Source organism: Streptomyces sp. NPDC007901 (assembly GCF_042959465.1).
Lineage (GTDB): Bacteria > Actinomycetota > Actinomycetes > Streptomycetales > Streptomycetaceae > Streptomyces.
This window is the reverse complement of record NZ_JBIBKW010000022.1, coordinates 165,844-190,110: the sequence shown is the minus strand read 5'-3', so window position 1 is coordinate 190,110 and position 24,267 is coordinate 165,844. Positions and strand designations below refer to the sequence as shown.

At 72.1% G+C, this 24,267-nt stretch carries 22 protein-coding genes and 1 pseudogene; 7 read left to right on the top strand and 16 right to left on the bottom strand.

The window, feature by feature from the left end; translation table 11 throughout:
- Positions 1-212: 212 nt before the first annotated feature.
- A complete protein-coding gene (locus tag ACFZDK_RS45390; protein WP_390982200.1) occupies positions 213-1,259 on the top strand; it encodes a glycosyltransferase in 1,047 nt (348 codons plus the stop codon).
- 17 nt (positions 1,260-1,276) lie between these two features.
- Here ACFZDK_RS45390 and ACFZDK_RS45385 read toward each other — a convergent pair whose 3' ends face one another.
- The gene (locus tag ACFZDK_RS45385; RefSeq protein WP_390982198.1) at positions 1,277-1,948 is read right to left on the bottom strand and encodes a hypothetical protein; all 672 of its coding nucleotides are present in this window, start codon (positions 1,946-1,948) and stop codon (positions 1,277-1,279) included.
- Positions 1,949-2,016: 68 nt separating this feature from the next.
- Between ACFZDK_RS45385 and ACFZDK_RS45380 the strand changes: the two genes are divergently transcribed.
- The 3 genes from ACFZDK_RS45380 to ACFZDK_RS45370 all read left to right on the top strand — a co-directional run bounded on the left by ACFZDK_RS45380 (position 2,017) and on the right by ACFZDK_RS45370 (position 6,226).
- The gene (locus ACFZDK_RS45380; protein ID WP_390982195.1) at positions 2,017-4,047 is read left to right on the top strand and encodes an O-antigen ligase family protein; all 2,031 of its coding nucleotides are present in this window, start codon (positions 2,017-2,019) and stop codon (positions 4,045-4,047) included.
- Entirely contained in the window at positions 4,044-4,931 is an 888-nt protein-coding gene (locus ACFZDK_RS45375; protein ID WP_390982192.1) for a glycosyltransferase, read from the top strand. Before ACFZDK_RS45380 ends, ACFZDK_RS45375 begins: the two co-directional genes overlap by 4 nt.
- A 185-nt stretch (positions 4,932-5,116) precedes the next feature.
- The gene (locus ACFZDK_RS45370; protein WP_390982189.1) at positions 5,117-6,226 is read left to right on the top strand and encodes an acyltransferase family protein; all 1,110 of its coding nucleotides are present in this window, start codon (positions 5,117-5,119) and stop codon (positions 6,224-6,226) included.
- A gap of 35 nt (positions 6,227-6,261) precedes the next feature.
- On the opposite strand, the gene ACFZDK_RS45365 is transcribed toward ACFZDK_RS45370, so the two are convergent.
- The 14 genes from ACFZDK_RS45365 to ACFZDK_RS45300 all read right to left on the bottom strand — a co-directional run bounded on the left by ACFZDK_RS45365 (position 6,262) and on the right by ACFZDK_RS45300 (position 20,548).
- Entirely contained in the window at positions 6,262-7,245 is a 984-nt protein-coding gene (locus ACFZDK_RS45365; protein WP_390982186.1) for a methyltransferase domain-containing protein, read from the bottom strand.
- Positions 7,239-7,916, bottom strand: coding sequence for a class I SAM-dependent methyltransferase (locus ACFZDK_RS45360; RefSeq protein WP_390982184.1), 678 nt, complete (start codon positions 7,914-7,916; stop codon positions 7,239-7,241). Before ACFZDK_RS45360 ends, ACFZDK_RS45365 begins: the two co-directional genes overlap by 7 nt.
- Positions 7,917-7,959: 43 nt before the next feature.
- Entirely contained in the window at positions 7,960-8,772 is an 813-nt protein-coding gene (locus ACFZDK_RS45355) for a glycosyltransferase (protein WP_390982181.1), read from the bottom strand.
- Entirely contained in the window at positions 8,769-9,881 is a 1,113-nt protein-coding gene (locus ACFZDK_RS45350) for a hypothetical protein (RefSeq protein WP_390982178.1), read from the bottom strand. Before ACFZDK_RS45350 ends, ACFZDK_RS45355 begins: the two co-directional genes overlap by 4 nt.
- Positions 9,882-9,886: 5 nt before the next feature.
- The gene (locus tag ACFZDK_RS45345; protein ID WP_390982176.1) at positions 9,887-11,422 is read right to left on the bottom strand and encodes an oligosaccharide flippase family protein; all 1,536 of its coding nucleotides are present in this window, start codon (positions 11,420-11,422) and stop codon (positions 9,887-9,889) included.
- Positions 11,385-12,251: a chain length determinant protein gene (locus tag ACFZDK_RS45340; RefSeq protein ID WP_390982173.1), complete on the bottom strand. Its 867-nt coding sequence runs from the start codon at positions 12,249-12,251 to the stop codon at positions 11,385-11,387. The genes ACFZDK_RS45345 and ACFZDK_RS45340 overlap by 38 nt, the downstream gene beginning before the upstream one ends.
- Before the next feature lie 51 nt (positions 12,252-12,302).
- Positions 12,303-13,433, bottom strand: a complete 1,131-nt coding sequence (wecB, locus tag ACFZDK_RS45335) for a non-hydrolyzing UDP-N-acetylglucosamine 2-epimerase (RefSeq protein ID WP_390982171.1) — start codon at positions 13,431-13,433, stop codon at positions 12,303-12,305.
- A 3-nt stretch (positions 13,434-13,436) separates the two neighbouring features.
- Entirely contained in the window at positions 13,437-14,696 is a 1,260-nt protein-coding gene (locus tag ACFZDK_RS45330) for a nucleotide sugar dehydrogenase (RefSeq protein ID WP_390982168.1), read from the bottom strand.
- On the bottom strand, positions 14,696-15,469 hold the full coding sequence (locus ACFZDK_RS45325; protein WP_390982166.1) for a WecB/TagA/CpsF family glycosyltransferase: 774 nt from the start codon (positions 15,467-15,469) through the stop codon (positions 14,696-14,698). Before ACFZDK_RS45325 ends, ACFZDK_RS45330 begins: the two co-directional genes overlap by 1 nt.
- Entirely contained in the window at positions 15,466-16,635 is a 1,170-nt protein-coding gene (locus tag ACFZDK_RS45320) for a hypothetical protein (protein WP_390982163.1), read from the bottom strand. Before ACFZDK_RS45320 ends, ACFZDK_RS45325 begins: the two co-directional genes overlap by 4 nt.
- A gap of 284 nt (positions 16,636-16,919) precedes the next feature.
- Positions 16,920-17,519 carry a DapH/DapD/GlmU-related protein gene (locus ACFZDK_RS45315; RefSeq protein ID WP_390982160.1) on the bottom strand — a complete coding sequence of 200 codons (600 nt, stop codon included), beginning with the start codon at positions 17,517-17,519 and terminating at the stop codon, positions 16,920-16,922.
- On the bottom strand, positions 17,516-18,421 hold the full coding sequence (rfbD, locus tag ACFZDK_RS45310) for a dTDP-4-dehydrorhamnose reductase (protein ID WP_390982158.1): 906 nt from the start codon (positions 18,419-18,421) through the stop codon (positions 17,516-17,518). Before rfbD ends, ACFZDK_RS45315 begins: the two co-directional genes overlap by 4 nt.
- A 76-nt stretch (positions 18,422-18,497) precedes the next feature.
- Positions 18,498-19,484, bottom strand: coding sequence for a dTDP-glucose 4,6-dehydratase (gene rfbB / locus ACFZDK_RS45305; protein ID WP_390982155.1), 987 nt, complete (start codon positions 19,482-19,484; stop codon positions 18,498-18,500).
- Positions 19,481-20,548: a glucose-1-phosphate thymidylyltransferase gene (locus ACFZDK_RS45300; protein ID WP_390982152.1), complete on the bottom strand. Its 1,068-nt coding sequence runs from the start codon at positions 20,546-20,548 to the stop codon at positions 19,481-19,483. The genes rfbB and ACFZDK_RS45300 overlap by 4 nt, the downstream gene beginning before the upstream one ends.
- 111 nt (positions 20,549-20,659) lie before the next feature.
- Between ACFZDK_RS45300 and ACFZDK_RS45295 the strand changes: the two genes are divergently transcribed.
- Complete coding sequence (locus ACFZDK_RS45295; protein ID WP_390982149.1) at positions 20,660-21,418, top strand: IclR family transcriptional regulator C-terminal domain-containing protein; 759 nt, start codon at positions 20,660-20,662, stop codon at positions 21,416-21,418.
- A 96-nt stretch (positions 21,419-21,514) separates the two neighbouring features.
- Positions 21,515-22,642, top strand: a pseudogene (locus ACFZDK_RS45290) (PP2C family protein-serine/threonine phosphatase); the annotation flags it as partial.
- A 172-nt stretch (positions 22,643-22,814) separates the two neighbouring features.
- On the opposite strand, the gene ACFZDK_RS45285 reads toward ACFZDK_RS45290, so the two are convergent.
- Complete coding sequence (locus tag ACFZDK_RS45285) at positions 22,815-23,240, bottom strand: ATP-binding protein (protein WP_390982146.1); 426 nt, start codon at positions 23,238-23,240, stop codon at positions 22,815-22,817.
- Positions 23,241-23,440: 200 nt separating this feature from the next.
- On the opposite strand from ACFZDK_RS45285, the gene ACFZDK_RS45280 reads away from it, so the two are divergent.
- Entirely contained in the window at positions 23,441-24,208 is a 768-nt protein-coding gene (locus ACFZDK_RS45280) for an IclR family transcriptional regulator C-terminal domain-containing protein (protein ID WP_390982143.1), read from the top strand.
- Positions 24,209-24,267 lie beyond the last annotated feature (59 nt).

Genomic DNA, 24,267 nt, shown 5'->3' with positions numbered 1-24,267 from the left:
CAGCGCTTGGCACCGACACCGGGCAGCGCCGCGCCCCCGTCGCACAGCCGCGCCCCCCCCCCCCCCCCCCCCCCCACCCCCCCCCCCCCCCCCCCCCACCCCCCCCCCCCCCCCCCCCCCCCGCACCCCCCCCCCCCCCCCCCCCCCCCCCGGGGGGGGGGGCCCCCCCCCCCCCCCCCCCCCCCCCCCGACGGGGATTGGCTTCACCACCGATGAGCAGCGTCAGCGTTGTGATCCCCTGCTACAAGTACGGCCATTTCCTCGCCGACTGCGTGAGCAGCGTCCTGGACGAGCAGGACGGCGTCGACGTCCGGGTCCTCATCATCGACGACGCCTCACCCGACGACTCCGCGGAGGCCGCGCTCAAGCTGGCCGCCGCCGACCCGCGGATCGAGGTCCTCGTCCACGAGACCAACAAGGGGCACATCGCCACCTACAACGAAGGCCTGATGGAGTGGGCCGACGGCGACTACGTGGCCCTCCTGTCCGCCGACGACCGGCTCGTCCCGGGCGCCCTGGTCCGCGCCGCCGCGCTCCTGGACGCCCACCCCGAGGCCGGGTTCGCCTACGGGCGGCCGCTGCGCTTCCAGCACGGCGGCCCCCTGCCCAAGGCCCGCACGCAGAGCACCGGTTCGGTCGTCTACCCGGGCCAGTGGTGGCTGGAGCGCCGCTTCCGCGAGGGCACCGGCTGCATCACCTCGCCCGAGGTCGTCGTCCGCACCGACCTCCAGCGCAAGGTCGGCGGCTACGACCCGGCCCTGCCGCACGCCGGCGACATCGAGATGTGGATGCGGCTCGCCGCCCACGCCGACGTCGGCTACATCCGCGGCGCCGACCAGGCCTTCTATCGTGTCCACGGCAACAACATGTCCACCGTGGACTTCGGCGGCCAGCTCGACGACCTGCGCCAGCGTCTGGTCGCCTTCGACTCGGTGCTCGTGAAATGCGCCGACCGGCTGCCGAACGCCGACCACCTGGCCGAGCAGGTCCACACCCGCCTCGCCCGCTACGCCCTGCGCCGCGCCTACCGTGCCTACGACCGGGGCCGCACCGGCGTCGTACCGGTCGACGAGTGCGTGGCGTTCGCCGAGCAGTGCCTGCCGGGATACGCGACGCTGCCCGAGTACCGCGCGCTGCGCCTGCGCAGGCGGATCGGACCGAGGGCGATGCCGTACCTACAGCCCCTGGTGTGGTCGGCCGTGGCCGAGCGCGGCCGGGAGGCGCTGTGGTGGGAGTCCTGGAAGCGCCGCGGTATCTGATGCGCCACCAGATCGACTCAGCCCGCCACCGCGATGCCGTCGGCACGGCGGACCGGCTCCGCGCGGCCGCCGTTCCGCCCCCTGCGGCGCAGCGCGTACTGGTCGAACCAGAGCGCGCCCAGGATACCGGCGATCCCGCCCAGCAGTGCCGTACCGGCCAGGGCGCGGGTCCTGGTGCCCTGCACGGGCGAGGCGCTCGCGGCGACCAGGACGGAGGCGCTGATCCGCGAGGCCGGCGCGATTCCCTCGGCGTCCTGGAGAGCGGTCACGTGCGCGGTGTAGGCCTCGATGACCCGGGTGACCGCGGTGTCGGCCTCGACGGCGCCGCCCCGCTGCGCCTGCACCTGCACCGAAGGGATCAGATAGCGCGGCGTCGCGCTGGTGCCGCTGTTGCGCGGGATCAGCTGGTACGTCCCGGGCACGCCGGCGGCCGCAAGCTCCTTGCGCCCGGCGGGCGACTCCAGCTGCTGGATCACCCCGTACGAGAGGGTGGCGAGCGGCGGTTGGAGATTCGTCAGCTGGTTCGGCTGGTTGCCCGTCACCGGCGGCTTGAGCACCACCACCGCCGAACTCAGGTACCGCGGAGCCGGATGCAGCACCTTGTAGGCTCCGGCGGCCGTCAGAGCGAGCGCGAGCAGCAGCACGTACCAGCGGCGGAGCAGCGCTTCGGCGACGTCACGAGGCGACACGGGGATTCCTTCCGTCGCCACAGATCCTCGCAGGCGCCGGGGCGAACCGCCACCAAAAGGGAGATCTCATGAGCCTCGCCGACCTGTTGGCCATCATGCGCAGGCGCTGGTACTTCATGGTGCCCCTCACCCTGCTCAGCCTGCTCGCGGGCGGCTATCTGTACCGCACCATCCCGGTGTCCTACGAGTCGCAGAGCTCCGTCACGCTCCTCGACTCCACGGCGATCGCCAAGCTGGCGCCCACCTTCGGCAACCCCCTGTCGAACGCGGGCGGTTCGCTGGTCGTCACCGCCGACGTGCTGATCAGGACCCTGCAGTCCGGCGACTCGGCCAAGGAACTGCACTCCCGAGGTGTCACGGACCCGTACACGGTCGGCTTCGCGCCGGACGCCGACAGCCCGCTGCTCACCCTGAGCGTCACCGGCACCGACCGGGCGAACGTGCTCCGTGAGACCACCACCCTCACCAACTTCGCCGGGGAGCAGCTCAAAGCCCTGCAGACCGCCTCCAAGGTGCCGACGGTGTACACGGTGCAGACCGCGCCGGTCGTCATGCCGCAGACCCCGGTCTCGCAGTCGAAGAGCCGGTACCAGGACGTCGCGGCGGTCGTCATCGCGGGACTGGTCAGCGCGTTCCTGCTGTCCATCCTGGCCGAGGGCGTCGCCGTGGTCCGCCGCCGGGGACGCGCCGTGGCCGGATACGTGCCCCGGCGCCATCGGGCCCATCCCCCCGAACGGCCCAAGGGCCTGCTGGTACGACGCCTGGACGCCACGACCGTCCTCACCGGCTACCTGGTCCTGGCCTTCTTCGTGCCCTCGAACCTCACCCTGCCCGCGCTCGGTGGTGTCGGCACCCCGGCCAACGTCTTCGCCCTGCTGGGACTCCTCTGGTACCTGGCGACCTGGCTCGGCGGCCGTATCCTGCCGGCGCCGGGCACCAGGCTGCCGCGCGTGGCGATGTGCGTGCTCGCCGCCGCGGTACTGCTGTCGTACCTCGCCGACGCGAGCCGGACGAGCTCCCACCAGGAGGTCCTCGGGGCCGACCGGGGGCTCATCCTGCTCGGGGTGTGGGTGGCGCTCGTCGTGCTGTCCTCGGCCGGCATCCAGGACCGGAGCCGCCTGGACACCCTGATGCGCAGGCTCGTCGTCCTGGGCACGGTGGTGGCCCTGATCGGCTACTACGACTTCTTCGCCGCGACCAACATCGCCGACTCCATCCACATCCCCGGCCTGCACTCGAACACCGCCGGACTCAGCGCCATGGACCGCGGCTCGTTCACCCGGCCGCGCTCCACCACCGCCCACCCGCTGGAGTTCGGGGGCATGCTCGCCATCCTGGTCCCCTTCGCCGTCCACCAGGCCTTCGACCCGGTGCGCCGGCACGCGGGCGCGCTGCGCCGCTGGGCCCCGGTGGCCGTCATGGCGGGCGCGCTGCCGCTGACGGTGTCCCGGACGTCGATCATCGGCGCCTTCATCGTGATCCTGGTGATGGTGCCCCGCTGGAAGCCGCAGCGCCGCTGGGCCGCGCTCGGTATCGTCCTGGGCTCGGTGGCCGGCTTCAAGGTGATCATCCCCGGGCTGATCGGCACCATCACCAACCTGTTCGCCACCTTCCTGTCCAACTCCGACAGCAGCACCCAGGCGCGCACCGTGAAATACAGCGCGATCGTCCCGTACCTCAGCGAACACCCCTGGTTCGGACGGGGGTTCGGCACCTTCACCCCCGACCTGTACTTCTTCACGGACAACCAGTACATGCTGACCCTGGCCGAGACGGGCGCCCTGGGGCTGGTCGCGCTGCTCGTCCTTTTCGTCACCGGCATCCACCAGGGCGGTGCCATCCGCCGGCTCGCCCGCACCGAGTCGGACCGGGAGCTCGGGCAGGCCTTCCTCGCCTCGGCCCTGGTCGCCCTGGTCATCAGCGCCACCTTCGACGCGCTCAGCTTCCCCATGTACGCCGGGATGTTCTTCCTCACCCTGGGCGTCGGCGGCAGCTACCTCGGCTTCATCCGCCGCGAGGCGGCCGAGGCGGCCGCCTCGGCCCCCGCCCCTCGCAAGGTCCCCGAAGCCGAGCTCCCCCAACTCGTGGAGTCCCGATGAGCACCGTCGCCGTCATCGTCGTCACCTGGAACAGCGCCTCGGTGCTCCCCGGGTTCCTCGCCGCGCTCCCCGACGGCATGGCCGGTCTCGACCACCGGCTCGTCGTCGCCGACAACGACTCCGCCGACGACACCGTCGAGGTGCTCCGGACCCTGGCCCCGGACGCCACGGTCGTCCGGACGGGCCGCAACGCCGGGTACGCCGCCGGGATCAACGCGGCGCTGGGCGCGGCCGGCGAGTACGACGCCGTACTGATCTGCAACCCCGACGTCCGGCTGCGGCAGGGCTGCGCCAAGCGCCTCGTCGACAGCCTCACCGACGGCGTCGGGATCGCCGTACCCCTCCTCTACGAGGAGGGCAGCGCCACCCCCCACCGCTCGCTGCGCCGCGAGTCGACCGTCCTGCGGGCGCTCGGCGAGGCCCTCATCGGCAACACCCGGGCCGGCCGCTTCCCGGCCCTGAGCGAGCTCGTCACCGACCCCTCCGCCTACCAACGGCCCACGCGCGCCGACTGGGCCACCGGCGCGCTGATGGCGATCTCGGCCGACTGCCTTGCCTCCTGCGGCCCCTGGGACGAATCCTTCTTCCTCTACTCCGAGGAGACCGAGTACTGCCTGCGGGCCCGCGACCACGGATACGCCACCCGACTGGACCCGACCGCCGAGGCCGTCCACCTGGGCGGCGACTCCCAGGTCTCCCCCCGCCTCTGGACCCTCCTCACCCTCAACCGCGTCCGCCTCTACCGCCGCCGCCACGGCCCCCTCGCCACCGCCGCCTTCCGCACCGCCGTCCTCCTCCGGGAAACCTCCCGCGCGCTCCTCGGCCGCCCGGCCGCCCGAGCAGCGGCAGCGGCCCTGGCCCGACCGGGGGCCCTGCACAGATAGCGACCCAGGGGACAGCGCCCCGCAAGGGGCGCGAGGCTGTGTCGATATGCGGCCCCGCCGCGTGGGCGCGACCAGCCACAACACACCCGCAGCCGCCCGACGGCCTGTCCCGGCACATCCCGCGGCGCACCACACCTCAGCCACTTTCCGACAACCCGCCCGCTCACCGGGCCTCAGGAGATCCCATGGGCGCAGTCGAGGCCACCGACAGATCGGACAGGCCCACCACCACACAGGCCGACGGCTCCCGGCTCCCGTCACTCACGGGCCTGCGATTCCTCGCGGCGTTCACCGTCTTCTGCTTCCACATCTCGATATCGGGACTGCTCGCCCCCTCGTCGACCCAGCACGCCTTCGCCCGCGCGGCAGGCGCGGGCGCCGTCGGTGTCTCCTTCTTCTTCGTCCTCAGCGGCTTCGTCCTGACCTGGTCCGCACGGCCGGGCGACACCGCTCGCGCCTTCTGGCGGCGCCGGGCGGCGAAGATCTACCCGAACTACGTCGTCGCCTTCGGCATCTCCGTCGCCGGCCTGTACGCGACCGGCCACTCCGTCGGTCTCCTGGTCGGCGCGGCCAACCTGGGCCTCGTGCAGGCGTGGTGGCCGGACCCGGGCGTCTACTTCGGTGCGAACTCGGTCAGTTGGTCCCTCGCGTGCGAGGCGTTCTTCTACGCCCTCTTCCCGGCGCTGCTCCCCGTCGTGCGGCGCATCCGCCCGGAGCGGCTGTGGGCGAGCGCGGCGGTATGCGTGGCGGCCGTGTTCGCGGTGCCCCTGGCTGCGATGCCGCTGCCCGCGGACCGGCACTACTGGTTCGTGTACATCTTCCCGCCGGTCCGCCTGCTGGAGTTCGTGCTGGGGATCCTGATGGCGCTCGTCGTGAAGAGCGGGCGCTGGCCGCGGATCCCGGTGTGGTCCGCGTCGGTGCTCCTCGCCGTCGCGTACGCCGTGACGCCGTACTTCCCGCCGGACGCGGAGACGTCGGCCGTCACCGTGATCCCGTTCGCACTGCTCATCGCCGCCGTGGCCGTCGCCGACGTCCAGGGGCGGCGGAGCGTGTGGCGCAGCCGGTGGGCGGTGTGGCTGGGGGAGATCTCGTTCGCCTTCTACCTGATCCACCAGTCGGTGATCGTGGACCTGATGCGGGGACTCGACGCCGAGGGGTCGGCGCCGGCGAAGGCATGGGCGCTCACCGTCGGGGCGCTCGCTCTCTCCGTGGCGCTCGCGGGACTCATGCACCGGTTCGTGGAGGTGCCCATGATGCGGCGGTTCGGACGCGGGAGGACGCGCGTCCCCGCGTGAGCGGGGACGGCCCGTCGACGGCCGCGGCGAACGGCCTAGGCCGCACTCCGCGGCCGGCACACCATCGCGATGAAGTCGTGCCCCACCTCCGGCAGAGCCGCGTCCTCCGCCGCGAAGCACCGCTCCAGCAGGGCCAGCGTCTCCGGCTCCTGGTCACGGAAGTTGTGTGCGATCCCGGAGAACGCGATGTGCAACACCGTACCGCCGTACGGCCGTTCCTCGACGACCTCGAACTCGCGCCGCAGTCCCGGCAGCAGCGCCGCCGCGTCCACCGCCTCCGAGGGGTCGTCCAGCACCATCGCCAGCCTGCTGGGCCGTACGACACGGCGTTTGATCCGGCCGTCGGCCAGCCGCCGCCGCTCCTCCGGCAGCTGGGCGAGCAGCATGTTCGCCGCGTCCAGCTGGGCGTCGGTCCACTGGAACCGGGTGGGACCGACGAACTCGTCCACGACGAACGTGCCACCGGGCTCAAGCAGTCGGGACAGCCGCGGCAGCGTCTCGTCGAGGTGGTCGAAGTGGTGCAGCGACTGCAGACCCAGCAGGACGTCGAAGCGCTCGCCGTCGGCGGTCATCCGGTTGACGTCGGTGACCCGGAAGCCCAGCACGTCGGCGAGACCCTCCTCGGCGGCGGCCCGGGTGGCGAAGTCGATCCGCTCCGGGGCCACGTCCACGCCCTCCAGGAGGGAGAAGGCGCCGGTCTTCGCCCACAGCAGTTCGTTGCCGCCCGTGCCGCAGCCCAGCGACAGGCCGCGCAGGTCGGTGCGCGGCGCGAAGTGCTTGGCGGCCACGTACTCGGGGAACGACGTGTCCGCGTCCCCGGTCATCAGCAGGTTCCAGCGCTTGATGACCGACGGGATCGCCCACCACTCGGTCAGCGACGGGTCGACCTGGGACCAGTGCTGGACCACCCGGGCGCCACCGCGCACCCGCAGCTTGGCCAGCACCGGGTCGAGGTCCAGCTTGCGCACCTTGCGCAGCAGCCGGTCCGCGTCATGTCTGTTGACCAGGTTGTTCAGCACGACGACTCCGTTCTGACGGCGATGAGCGACTTCGGCGCACCGAGCACCCGCTCACTGAGGAGCTCCGACCGGGGGAACAGGTAACGCATCTCGGTGCGGGTCAGCAGCTCGATGTTGATCACGGCGTTCATCGCCGACTCCGGGCTGTCCGGGCGGCTGTGCACCAGCGGCCAGTGCCGTACCAGGCGGGCCCGGGCGGACAGCGGCAGGAACTGGAAGCCTGGCGCCACGAAGTGCGGCTCGACGGGGAAGTAGCGGTACGGCGTCTGGATCCAGTGCAGCGGCGCCAGTTGCTCGACGGCGGCGACGAACTTCTGCCGCTGGCTGTGACCGCCCACGTGCTCGATGGTCGAGTTGGAGAACACCAGGTCGTAGCCGCCGTCGGCGCTCAGCTCGGCGGCGACCGCCGGGTCGGTGACGTCGGCGTTCTCCGCGGTGATCCACTCGGGCAGGTCGGCGGGGTGCGCCTCCAGGTTGATCAGGTGGACGTGCTTGGCGCGCACCGGTGCGCGCAGCCACATCTCGGCCGTCCCGCCCAGGTCCACCACGCTCATGTTCTCGATGCCGGGGAAGCAGCGCCGGAACCGTTCCCAGCGGGCGATGCGGAGTCGTTCGCCGAGCGAGCCCGGGGCGTCGACGAACTTGTTCCTGAGGGCGCGGGATCGTGGCACGGGATCAACCACCTGTGGTCGGAGCGGACGGGAAGCTGAGCCCTCAACTGGGCTGTCGCCATTGGGTGTAGAAGCTGGCCGGGTTCATCAGGTACCGGACGGTGGGGTGCGGCAGGTGGCGCACCCGGTGCCTGCGCCCGTACCGGCGGATCAGTTCCCAGTCCTCCCGGGGCAGCACCTCCGGGGTCCGGCGCAGACGGCTGAAGTACAGGGAGCGGGTGCGGCGGGCGACGAAGGCGTTGGTGTCCAGGAAGGCCTCACGGGCGGCCCGCCGCCGGTCGTAGGGCACCGACAGGACGTCCTGCTCGCTGCCGTCGGGCAGGACGCGGCGCAGTGCCGTGTAGACGCCGTCGGGCCCGCCGGGGGAGTCCAGGACCGACAGCGCCCGTTCCAGGTGGTCGGGTTCCCACAGGTTGTCGTCGTCGAGGAACGCCACGTACCGCGAGCGGGTGAGGCGGATGCCCACGTTGCGCACGACGCCCGCCACTCCGGTGTTACGGGTCAGCGAGACGGCGAACAGCCGCGGGTCGGCGGGGAGTTCGGGCAGTCCGGCGCCGTCGTCGACCACGATGACGACCTGGTCGCGGACGGTCTGGTCCAGCGCCGAGCGCACCGCGGCCCGCAGCGCCTCGGGGCGTCGGTGGGTGGCGATCACGGTGGCGACCAGCGCCGGGGGTGCCGAGGGGAGTCCGGCCGCCAGGCGTCGGGTCTCGGCGTCCTCGAACCGGCGCAGCCGGACCGCGCCCGGGGCCAGCAGGACCTTGTTCCTGGCCTCGAAGAGCACCAGCCAGCCGAAGAGCGCCTTGAGCAGCGTCCAGGGTGCCCGCGCGACCCGGCGCGGCAGGCCGCCGCTCACGAGGCCGGCTCCGGGGTGACCGGGCGGCCGTCGGACATCCGGTTGTTCCGCCACACGTTTCCGGCGCCTTCCGCGTTCCAGTGGGCGACCGGGCCGTAGCCGCCGGAGGCGGGGTGGTACTCGGTCGAGAAGACGTTGTTCGTGACCTCGATCCCGGTGGCGCCGGTGTCACCGCCGTAGAGGGCGTACGCGCCGCCGGCTATCCAGTTGCCGTCGACGGTGACGTTGCGGACCACCCCGCTGTCCGCGAACAGGCCGATGCTGCCCGAGGCGCCCTGCTTGAGGCTCGTCGGGTTCAGCAGCGTGTTGTGGCGGATGACCAGCCGTCCGTCGTTGCCGCCGCTGCTGATCACCGCGTTGGTGTGCTGCCACTCGCCGCCCTTGTTGACGAACGGGGCGATGTCGTGGACGTAGTTGTCGTGCAGGTTGCCCTGCCCCATGGCCAGGGCGTCCCCGAACACCGAGACGTCGCACCAGCCGACCTCGATGGAGCTGGTCCCCATGTTCGACACCGCGTAGTCCACCCCGCCGTTGTCCGGCCCCTTGCCGGGCACCGCGGTGATGGTGGAGTGCAGGATCCGCAGGCCGTGGTAGCCGGGACGCAGGTTGACGCCCCACCAGTTGTCCGAGGTGATCTTCGTGTCGATGACGGTGACGTCGTTCGCGTAGATGTCGAGCGAGCCGGTGATGTCCCAGCCCCGGATGACCATCCCGTCGGTGCGGACGGCCTTGTAGCCGGTCTTGTGGGGCTTGAGGGGGACGCGGGGGCCGGTGGTGCGGGCGTCGGGGAATCCGCAGGCGCCGGGGGAGGCGCAGGCGGCGGCCTGGGAGGAGGGTGTCCCGGACGCGCCGCTCGTGCCGCCGGCCGTCGTGGTGGGCTTCGCCGTCGTGGACGCGGTGGCGGAGGGGCTCGCCGTCGTCTCGTCGGGCGTGGTCGGCGGATCGGTGCTCGGGGCCGCCGAGGACCCGCTCGCGGGGCAGGTGAGCGCGGTGTCCGGGCAGTCCGGCAGCGCGGAGTCGTCCGATCCCGAGCAGGCCGAGGCCAGGACCGCCAGCAGGACACCCAGCGTCGGCCACACGAACGAGCTCCGGCTGATACGCCGTGGCATCCGGCTCACCTCGACTCCCGATGTCCGACGCCCCGCAGGAAGCCGAGGCTGGGCAGCACGCACACCGCGTATCCGGCCAGGGCGACGGTGCCGATGGTGAGCAGCGCGAGCCGCCCGTCGCCGAACAGGCGCTGCAGGCCGAGGATGATCACGGCCATCACGGCCCCGCCGAGGAAGGGCCAGGCGCAGGCCCGGGCGATCCGGCCCAGACCGATGCCGCCACGGCCGAGGGCGATCAGGAAGACCGGCACCACCAGGCCGCCGGCCACCAGGACATGGCCCTCGGAGACGCCGACGATGCCGTTCAGGTGCGCGGCGGCGAGCAGCACCGGGATCAGGGCCACCAGCCACAAGCCCTGCACCAGGAAGAGGGAGCGGCGCTGGCCGATCGCGACCAGGCAGTCGTAGGCGAGTTCGCTGCCGATGCGGATCAGGCCGAGGGCCATCAGCCAGGGCAGCGCCGCGGCGGCGGGGGTCCACTGGCTGCCGTAGATCAGCCGGATGAGCGGCTCCGCGAGGCCGGCCAGCAGCACACAGAGCGGGACGGTGCCGGTGATCACCACGCCCAGCGCGCGGCTGAAGCCCTGGGCCAGTGCCCGCGGCGACTCGGCCAGCCGGGAGAACCCGGCGAAGGAGACCCGGCGGGCGGCCTCGGAGATGATCCGCACGGGCCAGCCGGAGATGTTGAAGGCGAGGACGTAGAACCCCAGCGCGACGTTGCCGAGGGTCGCGCCCACCACCATGGTGTCGACGTTGACCACCGCCAGGGCCAGCATGCTCGCCCCCGCCAGCGGCAGCCCGAACCGCAGCAGCGCCCGGGCCTGCCCGGGGTCCCAGCCGAACTTCAGGGTGCCCGGGGCCGCCAGCGCGCAGCCGATCAGGGTGACCACGTTCCCGACCACGGCGCCCCAGGCGAAGCTCATCGCGCCCCAGCCCTCGAAGGCCAGCAGCAGGGTCACGGCGGTGCCGAGCACGAAGTTGAGCCCGTCGATGACCATCCGCCGGCCCTGGGCGAACTCACGGGTGAGGAAGCCGCCGGGGACCTGCGCCACCCCGTCGATCACCACGCACAGGCACATCACCCGCAGGACGTTCGCGGCGTCCGGTGAGCCGAGCAGCCCGGCCACGGTCGGCGCCGCCGCGAACAGGGCCACGTACAGCAGTCCGCTGGAGAGGGTGCTGAGGGTCAGTACGGTCGGCGCGAACCGGCGCGCGTCGCCCTCCCAGCGCACGATGGCCAGGCCGACGCCCAGTTCGTTCGCGGACAGCAGGACGAGCAGCACGGTCTGGGCGATGCCGTACACGCCCCACTCCGCCGGGCCCAGGGCGAAGCGCGCCAGCACGATGCCGGTGGCGAAGTTGCCCAGCCGCAGGACGACGGTGTTGATCAGGCTCCACCGGGCCGCCGAACGGACCTTGCGGCCGAGGGAGGGGGCGGCGGGAGGCGCCGCCGGTCCGGCGGCGGGTGTCACCGGGTCGGGAGGAGCGGGCGCGTCGCTCGTCTCACCGGTCCCGCTGTCCGGTGCGCGGGCGATGTCCATGAGTCGACTCCTCGTCGAGCGGCTCTGCGGCGGATGCCACGGCCATGGCGGGCTGCGGTGCGTCGGGCTCCGCGGCGGGCGCACCGTCCGCGGAGGCCTTCGACCAGCGGGGCGGCTGCCGGATGGCGAGCGTCTCCTCGACGATCGACTCCCCGGCCGGGCGGGCGGGGACGGCGGCGGCCGTCCCCCGCGCCGGCCCGACGGGTCCGGCCTCCGGCGCGGGCGTGCGCGAGGACCTCTTGCGCGCCTCCACGTAGAAGGCGGCGGCCAGCGTGAGCACCAGACCCAGGCCCCCGGCCATGACCATGTACTCGAGCCGTGTCTTGGTCTGCGCCACCGGGTTCTGCGGCGGCACGATCGTCGTCATCCGGATCATGGCCTTCGGGGCGACCGACTGCTCCTTCTGGAACTGGTCCAGCCGTTCCTTGGCGTACGCGGTCAGGATCTTGTCCGAGGACAGGACCGAGTCCTTGTCGGTGCCGGTGACGGTCAGCCACATCAGCGGCCCCTGCGCGTTGTCGGCGAGCTTGGCCGCGAACGTGCCCTTGGCGCCACGGGCCTTGAGATCCCGCAGCGAGTCGTCGGAGTTCAGGTTGCGGGCCAGGCTGTCGGCCATGCCGGTGAGCGAGGTCTGGGTGCTGAGGAAGGGGTTCCCGTCGTAGGCCTGGGTGGCCTTCTGGGAGTTCAGCAGCACCACCGTGCTCTGCGACTGGTACGTCACCGGGACCAGCACGGTCACCGCGAACACCAGGCCGGCGGCCAGCAGCAGTCCCGGCAGCAGGACGTACCAGCGCCTGCGCATGACCCGGACGATCTCAGCGAGATCCATGACGGTCCCCCCTCGCGACCAAACGTTCGACGAGCATAAGTTGCAAGCGGATCATATGGGGAACGTTCGGTCCTCGGGGGTGGGCTGATCGGTCGGTCTCGGCCGGGTGCTCGCGGTGCCTCCCGCCAGCAGCACCTCGGCGATACGGTCGCTCGCGCGGCCGTCCCAGAGGTCGGGCCGGCGGGGCGCGGGCGGCCGGTCCAGCACGGCGTTCACGGTGGCCGTGATCCGCGCCGGATCCCGCCCCGCGAGGACGTTCGTGCCCTGCTCGACCGTGACGGGCCGCTCGGTGTTGTCCCGCAGGGTCACACACGGCACGCCCAGCGCGGTGGTCTCCTCCTGCACCCCGCCGGAGTCGGTGAGGACGACGCGCGCGGAGTCCTGCAGGGCGATGAAGTCCAGGTATCCGGCGGGCGGTACGAGCCGGACGCCCCCGGGGACGCCGATCTCGGCCAGCCGTCCCGCCGCGCGCGGGTGCACGGGCAGGACGAGCGGCAGGCGCCCGGCGATCTCGCCCAGGGCCTTCAGCAGGCCGGTGAGGACCTCCGGGTCGTCGACGTTGGCGGGCCGGTGCAGGGTCACCAGCCCGAACTCGCCCTTGTCCAGGTCGTATCGGTCCAGGACGTCCGAGGCCCGGGCCCGGTCCAGGTTGGCCAGCAGCGTGTCGATCATGACGTTGCCGACCAGGTGGATCTGGTCCTCCCGGTACCCCTCGGCGCGCAGGTTGTCCACGGCGTCGGGGGAGGGGGCCAGCAGGTAGTCGCTGACCCGGTCGGTGGCGACCCGGTTGACCTCCTCCGGCATGCTCCAGTCGCGGCTGCGCAGCCCGGCCTCGACATGGGCGAGCAGCGGCCCGGCCTTGGCGGTGACCAGGGCGCAGGCGAGCGTGGAGTTGATGTCGCCGACCACGACCACGACGTCCGGGGCCACCTCGGCGAGGAGCGGCTCGAACGCGGTCATCACGCGGCCGGTCTGCTCGGCGTGGCTGCCGGAGCCGACGCCGAGGAAGCGGTCGGGCGGGCGGATGCCGAGGTCGGTGAAGAACACGTCGTTCATCGCCGGGTCGTAGTGCTGGCCGGTGTGGACGAGGAGCACCTCGGCGTCCCGCCGCTCCAGGGCGTCCATCACCGGTTTGATCTTCATGTAGTTGGGGCGCGCCCCGGCCACCAAGACGACTCGCATGGTTCAGAGCACCTCGATCGTGGGTCCGGACGGCAGCCGGCGGCGGCAGTCCAGGACGAAGGGGGCGTGTTCGGCGACGAGTTCGTAGTCGAAGCCGTCGTGGTCGGTGAGCAGGACCACCACATCGGCGTCCGCCAGCTCCCGCTGGGTCGGTTCGACCCGCACCAGCCGGGTGTCCACCGGCAGGCTCTCGACGACATGCGGGTCCGCCGCCCTGACCTGGGCGCCCATGTCGAGCAGCAGCTGGGAGATGCGCAGGGCGGGCGACTCCCGGGCGTCGCCGGTGTTCTTCTTGTACGCCAGGCCGAGCAGCAGGATCCGCGAGCCGTTCACGGACCGGCGCCGCTCGTTGAAGTGGTCGCTGATGCGGCGCGTCACGTACTCGGGCATGTGGCTGTTGATGTCGTTGGCCAGCTCCACGAACCGGAAGTTCTGGCCGAGTTCGCGCTGCACCCGCCAGGACAGGTACGAGGGGTCGATCGGCAGACAGTGGCCGCCCACACCCGGTCCGGGCGTGAACTTCATGAAGCCGAACGGCTTGGAGGCGGCGGCGTCGATGGCCTGCCAGACGTCGATGTCCAGGTGGTGGGCGAACATCGCGATCTCGTTGACCAGCGCGATGTTCACGTGCCGGAAGGTGTTCTCCAGCAGCTTGGCGAGTTCGGCCTCCTTCGGCGAACTCACCGGCACGGTGGTGTCGACGAGTTGGGCGTAGAAGTCCTGGACCGCCTTCAGGGAGGCCTCGTTGACGCCGGAGACGACCTTCGGGGTCTCCTTGAAACCCCACACCGCGTTGCCGGGGTCGATCCGCTCCGGGCTGTAGCCCAGGTGGAAGTCCGAGCCCGCGGTGAGGCCCGAACCCTCCTCCAGGATCGGGGCGAACAGCTCCTGGGTGGTGCCCGGATAGGTCGTCGACTCCAGCACGACCGTGGCCCCGGGGCGCAGATAGCGGGCGAGGGTGACCGCCGACTCCTTGATGTAGCGCAGGTCGGGGGTGCCCTCGTGCAGCGGGGTCGGCACGGTCACCACGGCGATGTCGAAACCGCCGCAGTCCCGGGCCGACTCGCTCGGACGGTAGCTGCCGTTGTCCAGGGCCGCCCGGATCCGCTCGGAGGAGACGTCCTCGACGAAGGACTCACCGGCGGCGAGGCTCTTGATCCGCCGGGTGTCGACGTCGTAGCCGATCACCTCGTGTCCGACCTCGGCCGCCCGGACGGCCAGCGGCAGGCCGACGTATCCCTGTCCCACCACGACGACACGCATCAGCGGCTCCTGTTCGCGGAAGCGGCGGCCGACGGGGCGGGCCGGAACAGCTCCCGTGCCGTCAGGAGGAGGAAGGAGGCGTTGGTGGTGAGGTAGCGGCGGCCCAGCCGGCGGGGCTCCTGCAGCGCCCGGTAGAGCCACTCCATGCCCAGCCGCTGCCAGGACTCCGGGGCCCGCTTGGTGACCCCGGCCAGGATGTCGAAGGAACCGCCGACGCCGTGCACGACCCGGGCTCCGGTGCGGGCGCCGTGGGCGGCGGTGAAGATCTCCTTCTTGGGGGAGGTCATGCCGAGGAACAGCATCTGGGCGCCGCTGAGGGCGATGCCGTCCGCGATCTCCTCCTGCTCGGAGTCGTCGAAGTAGCCGTTGCGGCTGCCGGCCACCTTCAGACCGGGGAAGCGGTCGGCGACCCGGAGCAGCATCCGGTCCAGCACCTCCTCCTTGGCGCCGAGGAAGTACACGGGGATGCCCGAGGTCTCCGCCTCGGCCAGCAGCCGCAGGAACAGGTCGATCCCGGCCACCCGCTCGGGCAGCGGGGCGCGCAGCACCCGCGCCGCCCAGACCACGGCCTGCCCGTCGGCGAGCACCAGGTCGCAGCCGGCGACGGCCGCGGCGAGCCGCTCGTCGCGCCGCATGTTCACCAGCTTCGCGGCGTTGACCACGCCGATCTCCAGCTGCCGGCCGTCCCGTACCGCCGCCAGGCAGCGTGCCACGGTCTCGTCCATGGTCAGCGGGTCCAGCTCGACCCCGAACAGCGTCCGTCTGCCGCTCATATCCGGCCCCCCTGCCAGGCGTGGAGCAGCCAGCCGAACTCGTACGGCCGGCATTCGCGGTCCACGGACAGCGGCCGGTACACCCGGTCCAGGGACTTCAGCCGCAGACCCGGTGCGACCCGGGTGGACAGGCCCCGGGCGGCGCGTACCGCCTTCTTCGGGTCGCCCCGGTAGACCTTGCGCCAGGTGGCGCCCAGGCCGTCGAGGATCATCGGCTCCCGGTGCGCCGAGCCCGCCAGTTCGGGTACGTCCGTCATCCAGCGCAGGCCCTTGCGGATGGCCGCGCCGAAGTCGCCGCCGCCGGCGTCGGTGAGGTCGAACAGGGCGGTCGGGGCCATGGCGTGCTGGTGGACGCTGTAGACCGGGTAGCCCTCCACGACCCCGCCGGTGCGCGCGTCGTAGTGCCACCACCACTGCCCGCCCTCGCCCTGTAGCTCGCAGATGCGCCGCGCGCACGCCTCCGCGGCGGCCAGCGCCTCCGGATCCCCGTCCCCGTCCTCGCTGGCGTGGGCGCGGGCCAGGGCCTGCAGCGGGTACGTCTGGTCGGCGAAGCAGCTGACATGCGCCCGGTACCAGGGCAGCAGGCCGGGTCCGGTGGCGTGCGGGAACAACGGGCTGTCGCCGATCCGGGCCCCCAGCAGCCGGTCCCTGGCTGCGGTGAAACGTCTCTCCACATCAACGGTGGAGCGGGCGGCCGCGAGCGCGGACAGCACCCAGGCGGCCTCCACGGTGTACTGCGGACGGCCGTCCACGTCCAGCGCCTCGACACGCGCCAGGGCGTCGGAGAGTTTGGGGTGGTCGGTCTCGGCGGCGGCCCAGGAGATGAGCGCCGCGTCCCCGAGGTTGGTCACCGCGGGCAGCGACTCGACGAGCAGCCCCGCGAACTCCTGGGCCGTACACCCGCCGAGCACCGCGCGCTGGCGGTCCTCGGGGAGGTAGCGGGCGCCCAGCACGGTGATGGCCGCGTACCGGGTGCTGATCCCGCGCCGCTCCAGGGCCCAGGAGCCGTCGGGGTCCTGGTGTCCGGCCATGGTGAAGGCGAAGGCCTCGCCGCCGGGCAGCAGCATCGCCGGCAGCCCCGACTCGGCTACCCCGAGGAGGCGTTGGGCGAGCGCGAACAGCGGCGGGTCCTCATGACCGAGCGCCGCCAGACGTGTGGTGGTCATCGTTTGGGCACACCAACCCCCCTGTGGGTTCTCTTTGTGCGCAGACTTGAGAACGCCTCGGCGTCGGCCGCCGGGCGGAACAGAAGAAGGCAGACGTCAGTCGTCAGCCGTCAGAGCGGGTGTCGCTCCTGGCTGCAGGCAAAGGTGTCCCCACCACCCCGTAACCCCCCCTGGGCACTGCTGGCTTGTGTGCTCATTGTGCTTGGTCTGCACAGTTCGCGCACATGTTATGCCTGTAGATGTTCGACGAATTGCGTTTTGCGGGAAACAGCTGAAAACAGCTGTCATGCGCGTTCGGTGAGTTCCCCGTCCTTCTCGTCGTAGAGCGCGCCCGTCTCGGGGCACTCCCAGGTGCCCGGCTCGCCCTCCCGCTCGGCCAGCCGTACGCCGGCCCGCCCCACCCAGCCGATCCGGCGGGCCGGAACGCCGGCCACGAGCGCGAAGTCCGGCACGTCCCGGGTCACCACGGCGCCCGCCGCGACCAGCGCCCAGCGCCCCACGTGCACCGGCGCCACACACACCGAACGGGCGCCCAGCGAGGCGCCTTCGGCCACCACCACGGCCACGGCCTCCCAGTCGCCGCCGCGCTTGAGCCTGCCCTCCGGGTCCACCGAGCGCGGGAAGTAGTCGTTGGTGAGCACCGCCGCCGGGCCGACGAACACCCCGTCACCGAGCACCGCGGGTTCGTAGACCAGCGCATAGTTCTGGAGCTTGACGTGGTCGCCGATCCGCACGCCCGGGCCGACGTACGCGCCCCGGCCGATGATGCAGCCGTCGCCCAGCCGAGCGTCCTCGCGGATCTGGGCCAGGTCCCAGACCGTCGTGCCGTCGCCGATCGTGGCTCTCTCGTCGACCTGGGCGGTGGGCTGCGCCGTGAAGTTCACCGGGCTGAACCTTTCTTCTCGTTGTGCTTCTGGTCGAGCAGGGCCGGAAACGCCGTTTCCAGGGCCTCGCGCCAGGGACGGATCGGTTCGATGCCCGCCCGGCGCCAGCCGTCGTGCCCCAGGACGCTGTAGGCGGGGCGGGGAGCGGGCCGTACGAAGGCCGTGCCGGTCGTCGGCCGGACGCGTGCCGGGTCCGTGCCGAGCAGCCGGAAGACCTCCCGGGCCAGGCCGTACCAGGTCGTCTCCCCGGCGCTGGTGCCGTGGTAGACCCCGGCGGGCGCGGTGCCGGCGAGGGCGGCCCGGCCGAGCCGGACCAGCCGGTCCGCGAGGTCCACCGTCCAGGTGGGCTGTCCGTGCTGGTCGTCGACCACGTCGACGGTGTCCCGGGCCGCCTCAAGGCCGATCATCGTGTCGACGAAGTTCCGGCCCCCGGCCCCGTACAGCCAGGCGGTGCGCACCACATACCCCGCGTCCGGGAGCGCCGCAAGGACCGCCCGTTCCCCGGCCAGCTTGGTCCGTCCGTACGCGCCGCGGGGCGCCGTCGGACCGTCCTCGGGGTACGGGGCGGTGGCGTCGCCCGCGAACACGTAGTCCGTGGAGAGCTGGATCAGCCGGGCGCCCGTCTTCGCGCAGGCCGCGGCGAGATGCCCGGGCCCGTCGCCGTTGACCCGCAGGGCCTCCGCCCCGCGCGCCTCCGCGTCGTCGACGGCCGTCCACGCGGCGCAGTTGACGACGATCCGGGGCCGGTGCGCGTCGAGGGTGTCGTGTACCGCGTCGGCGTCCGTGATGTCCAGACCGCTACGCGCCAGGCCGACGGCCGTCTCGCCGTCCCGGCGCAGCAGCGCCAGGACGTCCTGCCCGAGCATGCCCGTGGCGCCCGTGAGCAGCCATGTGGTGGTCAATGGTCACCTGTCCGTCGTCGGAGAAGGAGGAGGAAGGGGCCGAGGAAGGGGCCGCGGAGGGGCTGCGGAGGGGGCTTCAGAGCGCCGCGCGCTCCTTCAGCGGCTCCCACCAGGCGCGGTTCTCGCGGTACCAGGCGACCGTCTCGGCGAGGCCGGCGGCGAAGTCCTTGCGGGGCTCGTAGCCCAGCTCCGTACGGATCTTGGTGCAGTCCACCGAGTAACGGCGGTCGTGGCCCTTGCGGTCGGCGACGTACTCGACGCTGTCCCAGTCCGCGCCGCACGCCTGAAGGAGCAGGGCGGTCAGCTCCTTGTTGGACAGCTCCGTACCGCCGCCGATGTTGTAGACCTCGCCGGGCCGCCCCTTGGTGCGCACCAGCTCGATGCCCTGGACGTGGTCGTCGATGTGCAGCCAGTCGCGGACGTTGCCGCCGTCGCCGTAGAGCGGGACCTTCCTGCCGTCCAGGAGGTTCGTGACGAACAGCGGGATGACCTTCTCGGGGAAGTGGTGGTGCCCGTAGTTGTTGGAGCAGCGGGTCACCCGCACGTCGAGGCCGTGGGTGCGGTGGTAGGAGAGGGCGATCAGGTCACTCGACGCCTTGGCGGCCGCGTAGGGGGAGTTGGGGCGCAGCGGGTCGGTCTCCGGCCAGGAACCGGAGTCAAGGGAGCCGTACACCTCGTCGGTGGAGATGTGTACGAAGGTCTGCGGTCTTCGGTGGCGCAGCGCCGCGTCCAGCAGGGTCTGGGTGCCCAGGACGTTGGTGCGGACGAACTCGCCCGCACCCAGGATCGAGCGGTCCACATGGGACTCGGCGGCGAAGTGGACGATCTGGTCGTGCCCGGCGAGCACCTCGTCGACCAGCGCGGCGTCGCAGATGTCCCCCTGGACGAAGGTGAACCCGGGGTGGTCGCGGACCTCGTCGAGGTTGGCGGGGTTGCCCGCGTAGGTGAGGCTGTCCAGTACCGTCACCGCCACATCGCCCGGGCCGGCCGGACCGAGCAGCGTGCGGACGTGGTGCGAACCTATGAAACCGGCGCCGCCGGTCACCAGAATGCGGGTCGTCATGACGCGATCTGCACCTTGCTGTGGTCGCCGAGGACGAAGCGGTGGGCGGCGGGCTTGCGGGGCGCGGGGGTGACCTCGACGTTGCGGCCGATCAGGGAGGCCTCCACCCGCCGGACACCGCTCATCGAGGAGTCCCGCAGCATGATGGAGTACTCGATCTCGCTGTCCTCGATCCGGCAGTCACCGGCGATCGAGGTGAAGGGACCGACGTACGAGTCCGTGATCACGGTGTCGGCGCCGACGACCACCGGACCGACGATCCGGCTGCCGGTCACCTTCGCGCCGGGCTCGATCCGCACCCGGCCGATGATCTCGCTGTCGTCGTCGACGGTGCCGTCGATCCGGCGCTCCAGGGTCTCCAGGACCGAGCGGTTGACCTCGAGCATGTCGGTGACGTTCCCGGTGTCCTTCCAGTAGCCGGAGATCGTCGTGGACCGCACGTCGCGCCCGGTGTCGATCAGCCACTGGATGGCGTCCGTGATCTCCAGCTCGCCCCGCCCGGACGGCTGGATCGCGCGGACCGCCTCGTGCACCACCGGGGTGAACAAGTACACGCCCACCAGCGCCAGTTCGCTCTTGGGGCGGGCGGGCTTCTCCTCCAGGCCGACCACCCGGCCCGCCGGGTCCAGCTCGGCCACGCCGAACGCGGTCGGGTTCGGCACCTTCGTCAACAGGATCCGGGCGTCCGGCCGTTCGGCGCGGAAGGCGTCCACCAGAGCGGTGATGCCGCCGACGATGAAGTTGTCGCCGAGGTACATCACGAAGTCGTCGTCGCCCAGGAACTCCCGGGCGATCAGCACCGCGTGCGCCAGCCCCAGCGGGGCCTCCTGCGGGAGGTAGGTGACGTCGAGACCGAACGCGGAGCCGTCGCCGACCGCCTCCCGGATCTCCTCGGCGGTGTCCCCCACGACGATCCCGACCTCGGTGACGCCCGCCTCGGCGATCGCCTCCAGACCGTAGAACAGCACCGGCTTGTTCGCGACGGGTACGAGTTGCTTCGCCGAGGTATGGGTTATGGGGCGCAAACGGGTACCTGAGCCACCAGACAACAAAAGTGCCTTCATGTACATCACACTACTTACACCGGACGTGCCGACGGGGGGTTTCGGCACACCGCGGGGCTCGCCGGAACCCCGCGCCTTGCCCCTCCCGGGTGTCCGGCGCACCCTGGTGGCATGAGCGTTCACGAGAGCCCCACGCTCATCATGTCCGTGCAGCGTGCTTTCCGGCTGCTGGAGGCGGTGAGCGCGCACGAGAACGGCGCGCCGGCCAAGCAGCTGGCACGGGAGACCGGGCTGCCCCTGGCGACCGCCTACCACCTGCTGCGGACCCTGGTGCACGACGGCTACCTGCGGAAACTGGCCGACGGCGGGTTCGTGCTCGGCGACAAACTGCAGACGCTGCACACCGCGGGCCGCGCGCAGACGCTGCTCAACCGGGTCCGGCCGACGCTCGCCGCCCTGCGCGACGAGCTGTCCGCCGCCACCTACCTCACGTTCTACGAGGGGGGCGAGATCAGCGTCGCCGAGATCGTCGACGGTCCCCGCGCGCCCCGGGTCGACCTCTGGGTGGGGTTCGAGGACGCCGGACACGCCACCGCGCTGGGCAAGTGCGTCCTGCGCGAGCTGGACGAGGAGGCCCGCCGCGACTACCTCTCCCGGCACCATCTCGCCGACCTGACGCCCCGGACCATCACCAGCCTCCCTGAGCTGCTCCGCAGGCTCGAGGCCGCGCCCCTGGACCCGGCCGTCACGGACCTGGAGGAGTACGCCCTGGGCACGGTCTGCGTGGCCGTGCCCATCCTCCGCGGCGACGTCCTCGGCTCGCTCGGCGTCTCCCTGCCGGCCGATCGGCTCTCCCGGCTCGCGGACATCCGGGCCCGCCTGATCCCGACCGCCGACCGCGTGACCAGAAGCCTCTCGCTCACTATCTGAAATTCCCCTCCTTGTGGCGTGCCGACGCAACCTCTTTCCTGGATGAAACGGACAAGTCGGTACTGCAGCTCGTACGAGTGAGGATTGCGGACAGTGATGAGCCAGGCGCGAGACCACGCTGACGACCACTGGCCGGTGCGGCCGCTCAGGAAGCGAGTGGCCGCCGGAACCCCGGTGGTGCCGGTTCTCCTCGTCTCCGGCATCGGCTCCGTGGACCTGCTGGGCGGATCGGGCATGTTCTGGCTGCCCCTGCTGGCCGCCGGGCCGGCGCTGGCCGCCAGCACCAACGGCCCCCGGGGCGTGCTGTGCGTCGGACTTCTCGCCGGGGTGCTGGGCGCGACGCTGGGCACCGGGCACGGGGTCTCCGGGCGCGAGCTGGCGGTCGTCCTCTCGGCCCTGCTGGCCGTCACCCTGGCGAGCGCCCTGGCCAGCGCCCTGCGGGGCCGGCGGGAGCGGGTGCTCGCCGCCGTCCGCTCGGTCGCCGAGGCCGCCCAGCACGCCGTTCTCACGCCCGTCCCGGAGACCGTGGGCCCGTTCCGGGTCGCGGTCCGCTACAGCGCCGCGGCGGCGGAGGCCCGGATCGGCGGTGACCTCTACGCGCTGGTGTCCACCCCGCACGGGGTGCGGCTGATCGTCGGCGACGTGCGGGGCAAGGGGCTGACGGCGGTGGGGACCGCCGCACTCGTCCTCGGTGTCTTCCGTGAGGCCGCCTACGACGAGCCCGACCTCCTCGACGTCGTCGGCCGGATCGAGACGAGCCTGGCGCGCAACCTCGGGCCCGACGACTTCGTCACCGCGGTCGTGGTGGGACACCCGGGCGAGGGCCGGCTGGAGATGGTCAACTGCGGGCACGCGCCGCCGCTGCTGATATCCGCGTCAGGAGACGTCGTCCCGGTCGAACCAACCTTCCCGGCTCCGCCCCTCGGCCTGCGCGCCCTGGTCGGCGAGCCTCCGTGCCTGGAGATCCTGCCCTTCGCCGAGGGCGACCAGCTGCTGCTCTACACCGACGGGGTCACCGAGGCCCGGGACCGGGCCCGCGCCTTCTACCCGCTGGCCGAAGGCGTCGCGCGCCACGTGTCCGACGAGCCGGAGCACGTCCTGTCCGCGGTCCACGACGAACTGCTGGAGCACGTGGGCGGCCGGCTGCACGACGACGCGGCCCTGCTGCTGCTCCGGATGGGGGCGGCGGACGAGACGCGGGACGCGGAGGAACCGGTCGCCCCCGCGCCGGCCGTATCGGAAACGGCCCCGGCGGCATCGGAAACGGCCCCGGCGGAACCGGGACCGGTGGCGGAACAGACTTCGGTCGGCAGGGTGGCGGAATCCGCCCCCGGGTGCGAGCCGCCCGCGCTCATGCTCGGCGCGGGAGCGTGCGCTTTCGCACCGCTGCGGGATCTCACACCGCGACGAGGTCGGCCCATCGGGTGACCCGGCCCGGGCGGACGTTCATGCCGTAGCGGGTCGCCAGCGCGTGCACGATCTCCTCGCCCCGGCCGTGCTCGTCCGGGTCGATCCCCGCGCACGGCTCTCCCGCCGGACGCGCGCATCCCGCGTCGGTGACCTCGATGCGCAGGGTGCCCATCTCGCCGCCACGCACCCACGAGAGCCGCAGCACCGCGGGGGGCAGGGCGTGCACGATCGCGTTGGTGAGCAGTTCCGACACCACCAGCAGGGCGTCCTCGACGATCTCCGGGGACACCTTCCAGGCGGCCAGCACCGCGCCCGCCCGGCGACGTACGTCCGAGACGGCACCGGCGACTGGCGGCATCGGGAAGACGCGTTCGTGTGCCTCCCGTACCAGCGTGTTCAGCTCTACCGTCATCTTGTGTCTCCAGGGGTGAGCGCTGCGGGCCCGCCATCGATCGCCTCGGCGCTCTGCCGGGCCTCATTGCACGCTAAGGAGCCGGGACGGGTGGGTCAATGAACGGGGGTCGGCATTACCGAACGCCGCCGCCGGAGCCCCAGCTACGGCGTCGATTTGCCCGCACGGCGGTCCCGGCGGGACGGTAATAAGCTCGATTCATGGCCGGTCCGGTCCAGTCGATCGAACGGGCGGCCGCGATCCTGCGCCTGCTCGCGGGTGGGCCTCGCCGTCTCGGGCTCGGTGAGGTGGCGGCCTCCCTCGGGCTGGCCAAGGGAACCGCCCACGGCATCCTGCGCACCCTCCAGCACGTGGACTTCGTGGAGCAGGACGCGACGACCGGGAAGTACCAGCTCGGGGCCGCCCTGCTGCATCTGGGCACGAGCTACCTGGACGTCAACGAACTGCGGTCCCGCTCCATCAACTGGGCCGACGCCCTGGCCGCCCGCAGCGGGGAGGCGGTGCGCCTGGGCACCCCCCTGGAAGGCATGGTCCTGGTCGTCCACCACGTGTTCCGGCCGGACGACACGCTCCAGACCCTGGACGTGGGCTCACTGCTGCCGCTGCACGCCTCCTCGCTGGGCAAGATCCTGCTGGCCTACGGGACCGCGCCCCTCGACTCCGCCCTGGAATCGGGCCTGGAGGCCTACACCCGGCACACCCTGGTCACGCCGGGGCAGCTCACCCGGGCGCTCGCCGAGGTCCGGGAACAGGGCTGGGCCGTCGAGGCCCAGGAAATGAGCATGGGCGAGGCCGGACTCGCCGTGCCGATCCGGGGGCACGGCGGCCTCGTCGTCGGCGCCATCGGGCTGTCCGGGCCGGTCGAGCGGATCTGCGACAGCCAGGGCCACCCCCGGCCCACCCTGATCACACTGATCCGGGAGGCCGCGCGGGCGATCTCCCGGGACCTCGGAGCCGCCCGCTGGTAAGTGCCCCTGCTCCCCTTGCGCCCCCTGCTCCCTCCGCGACCTCGGAAGGCGGACCCGAT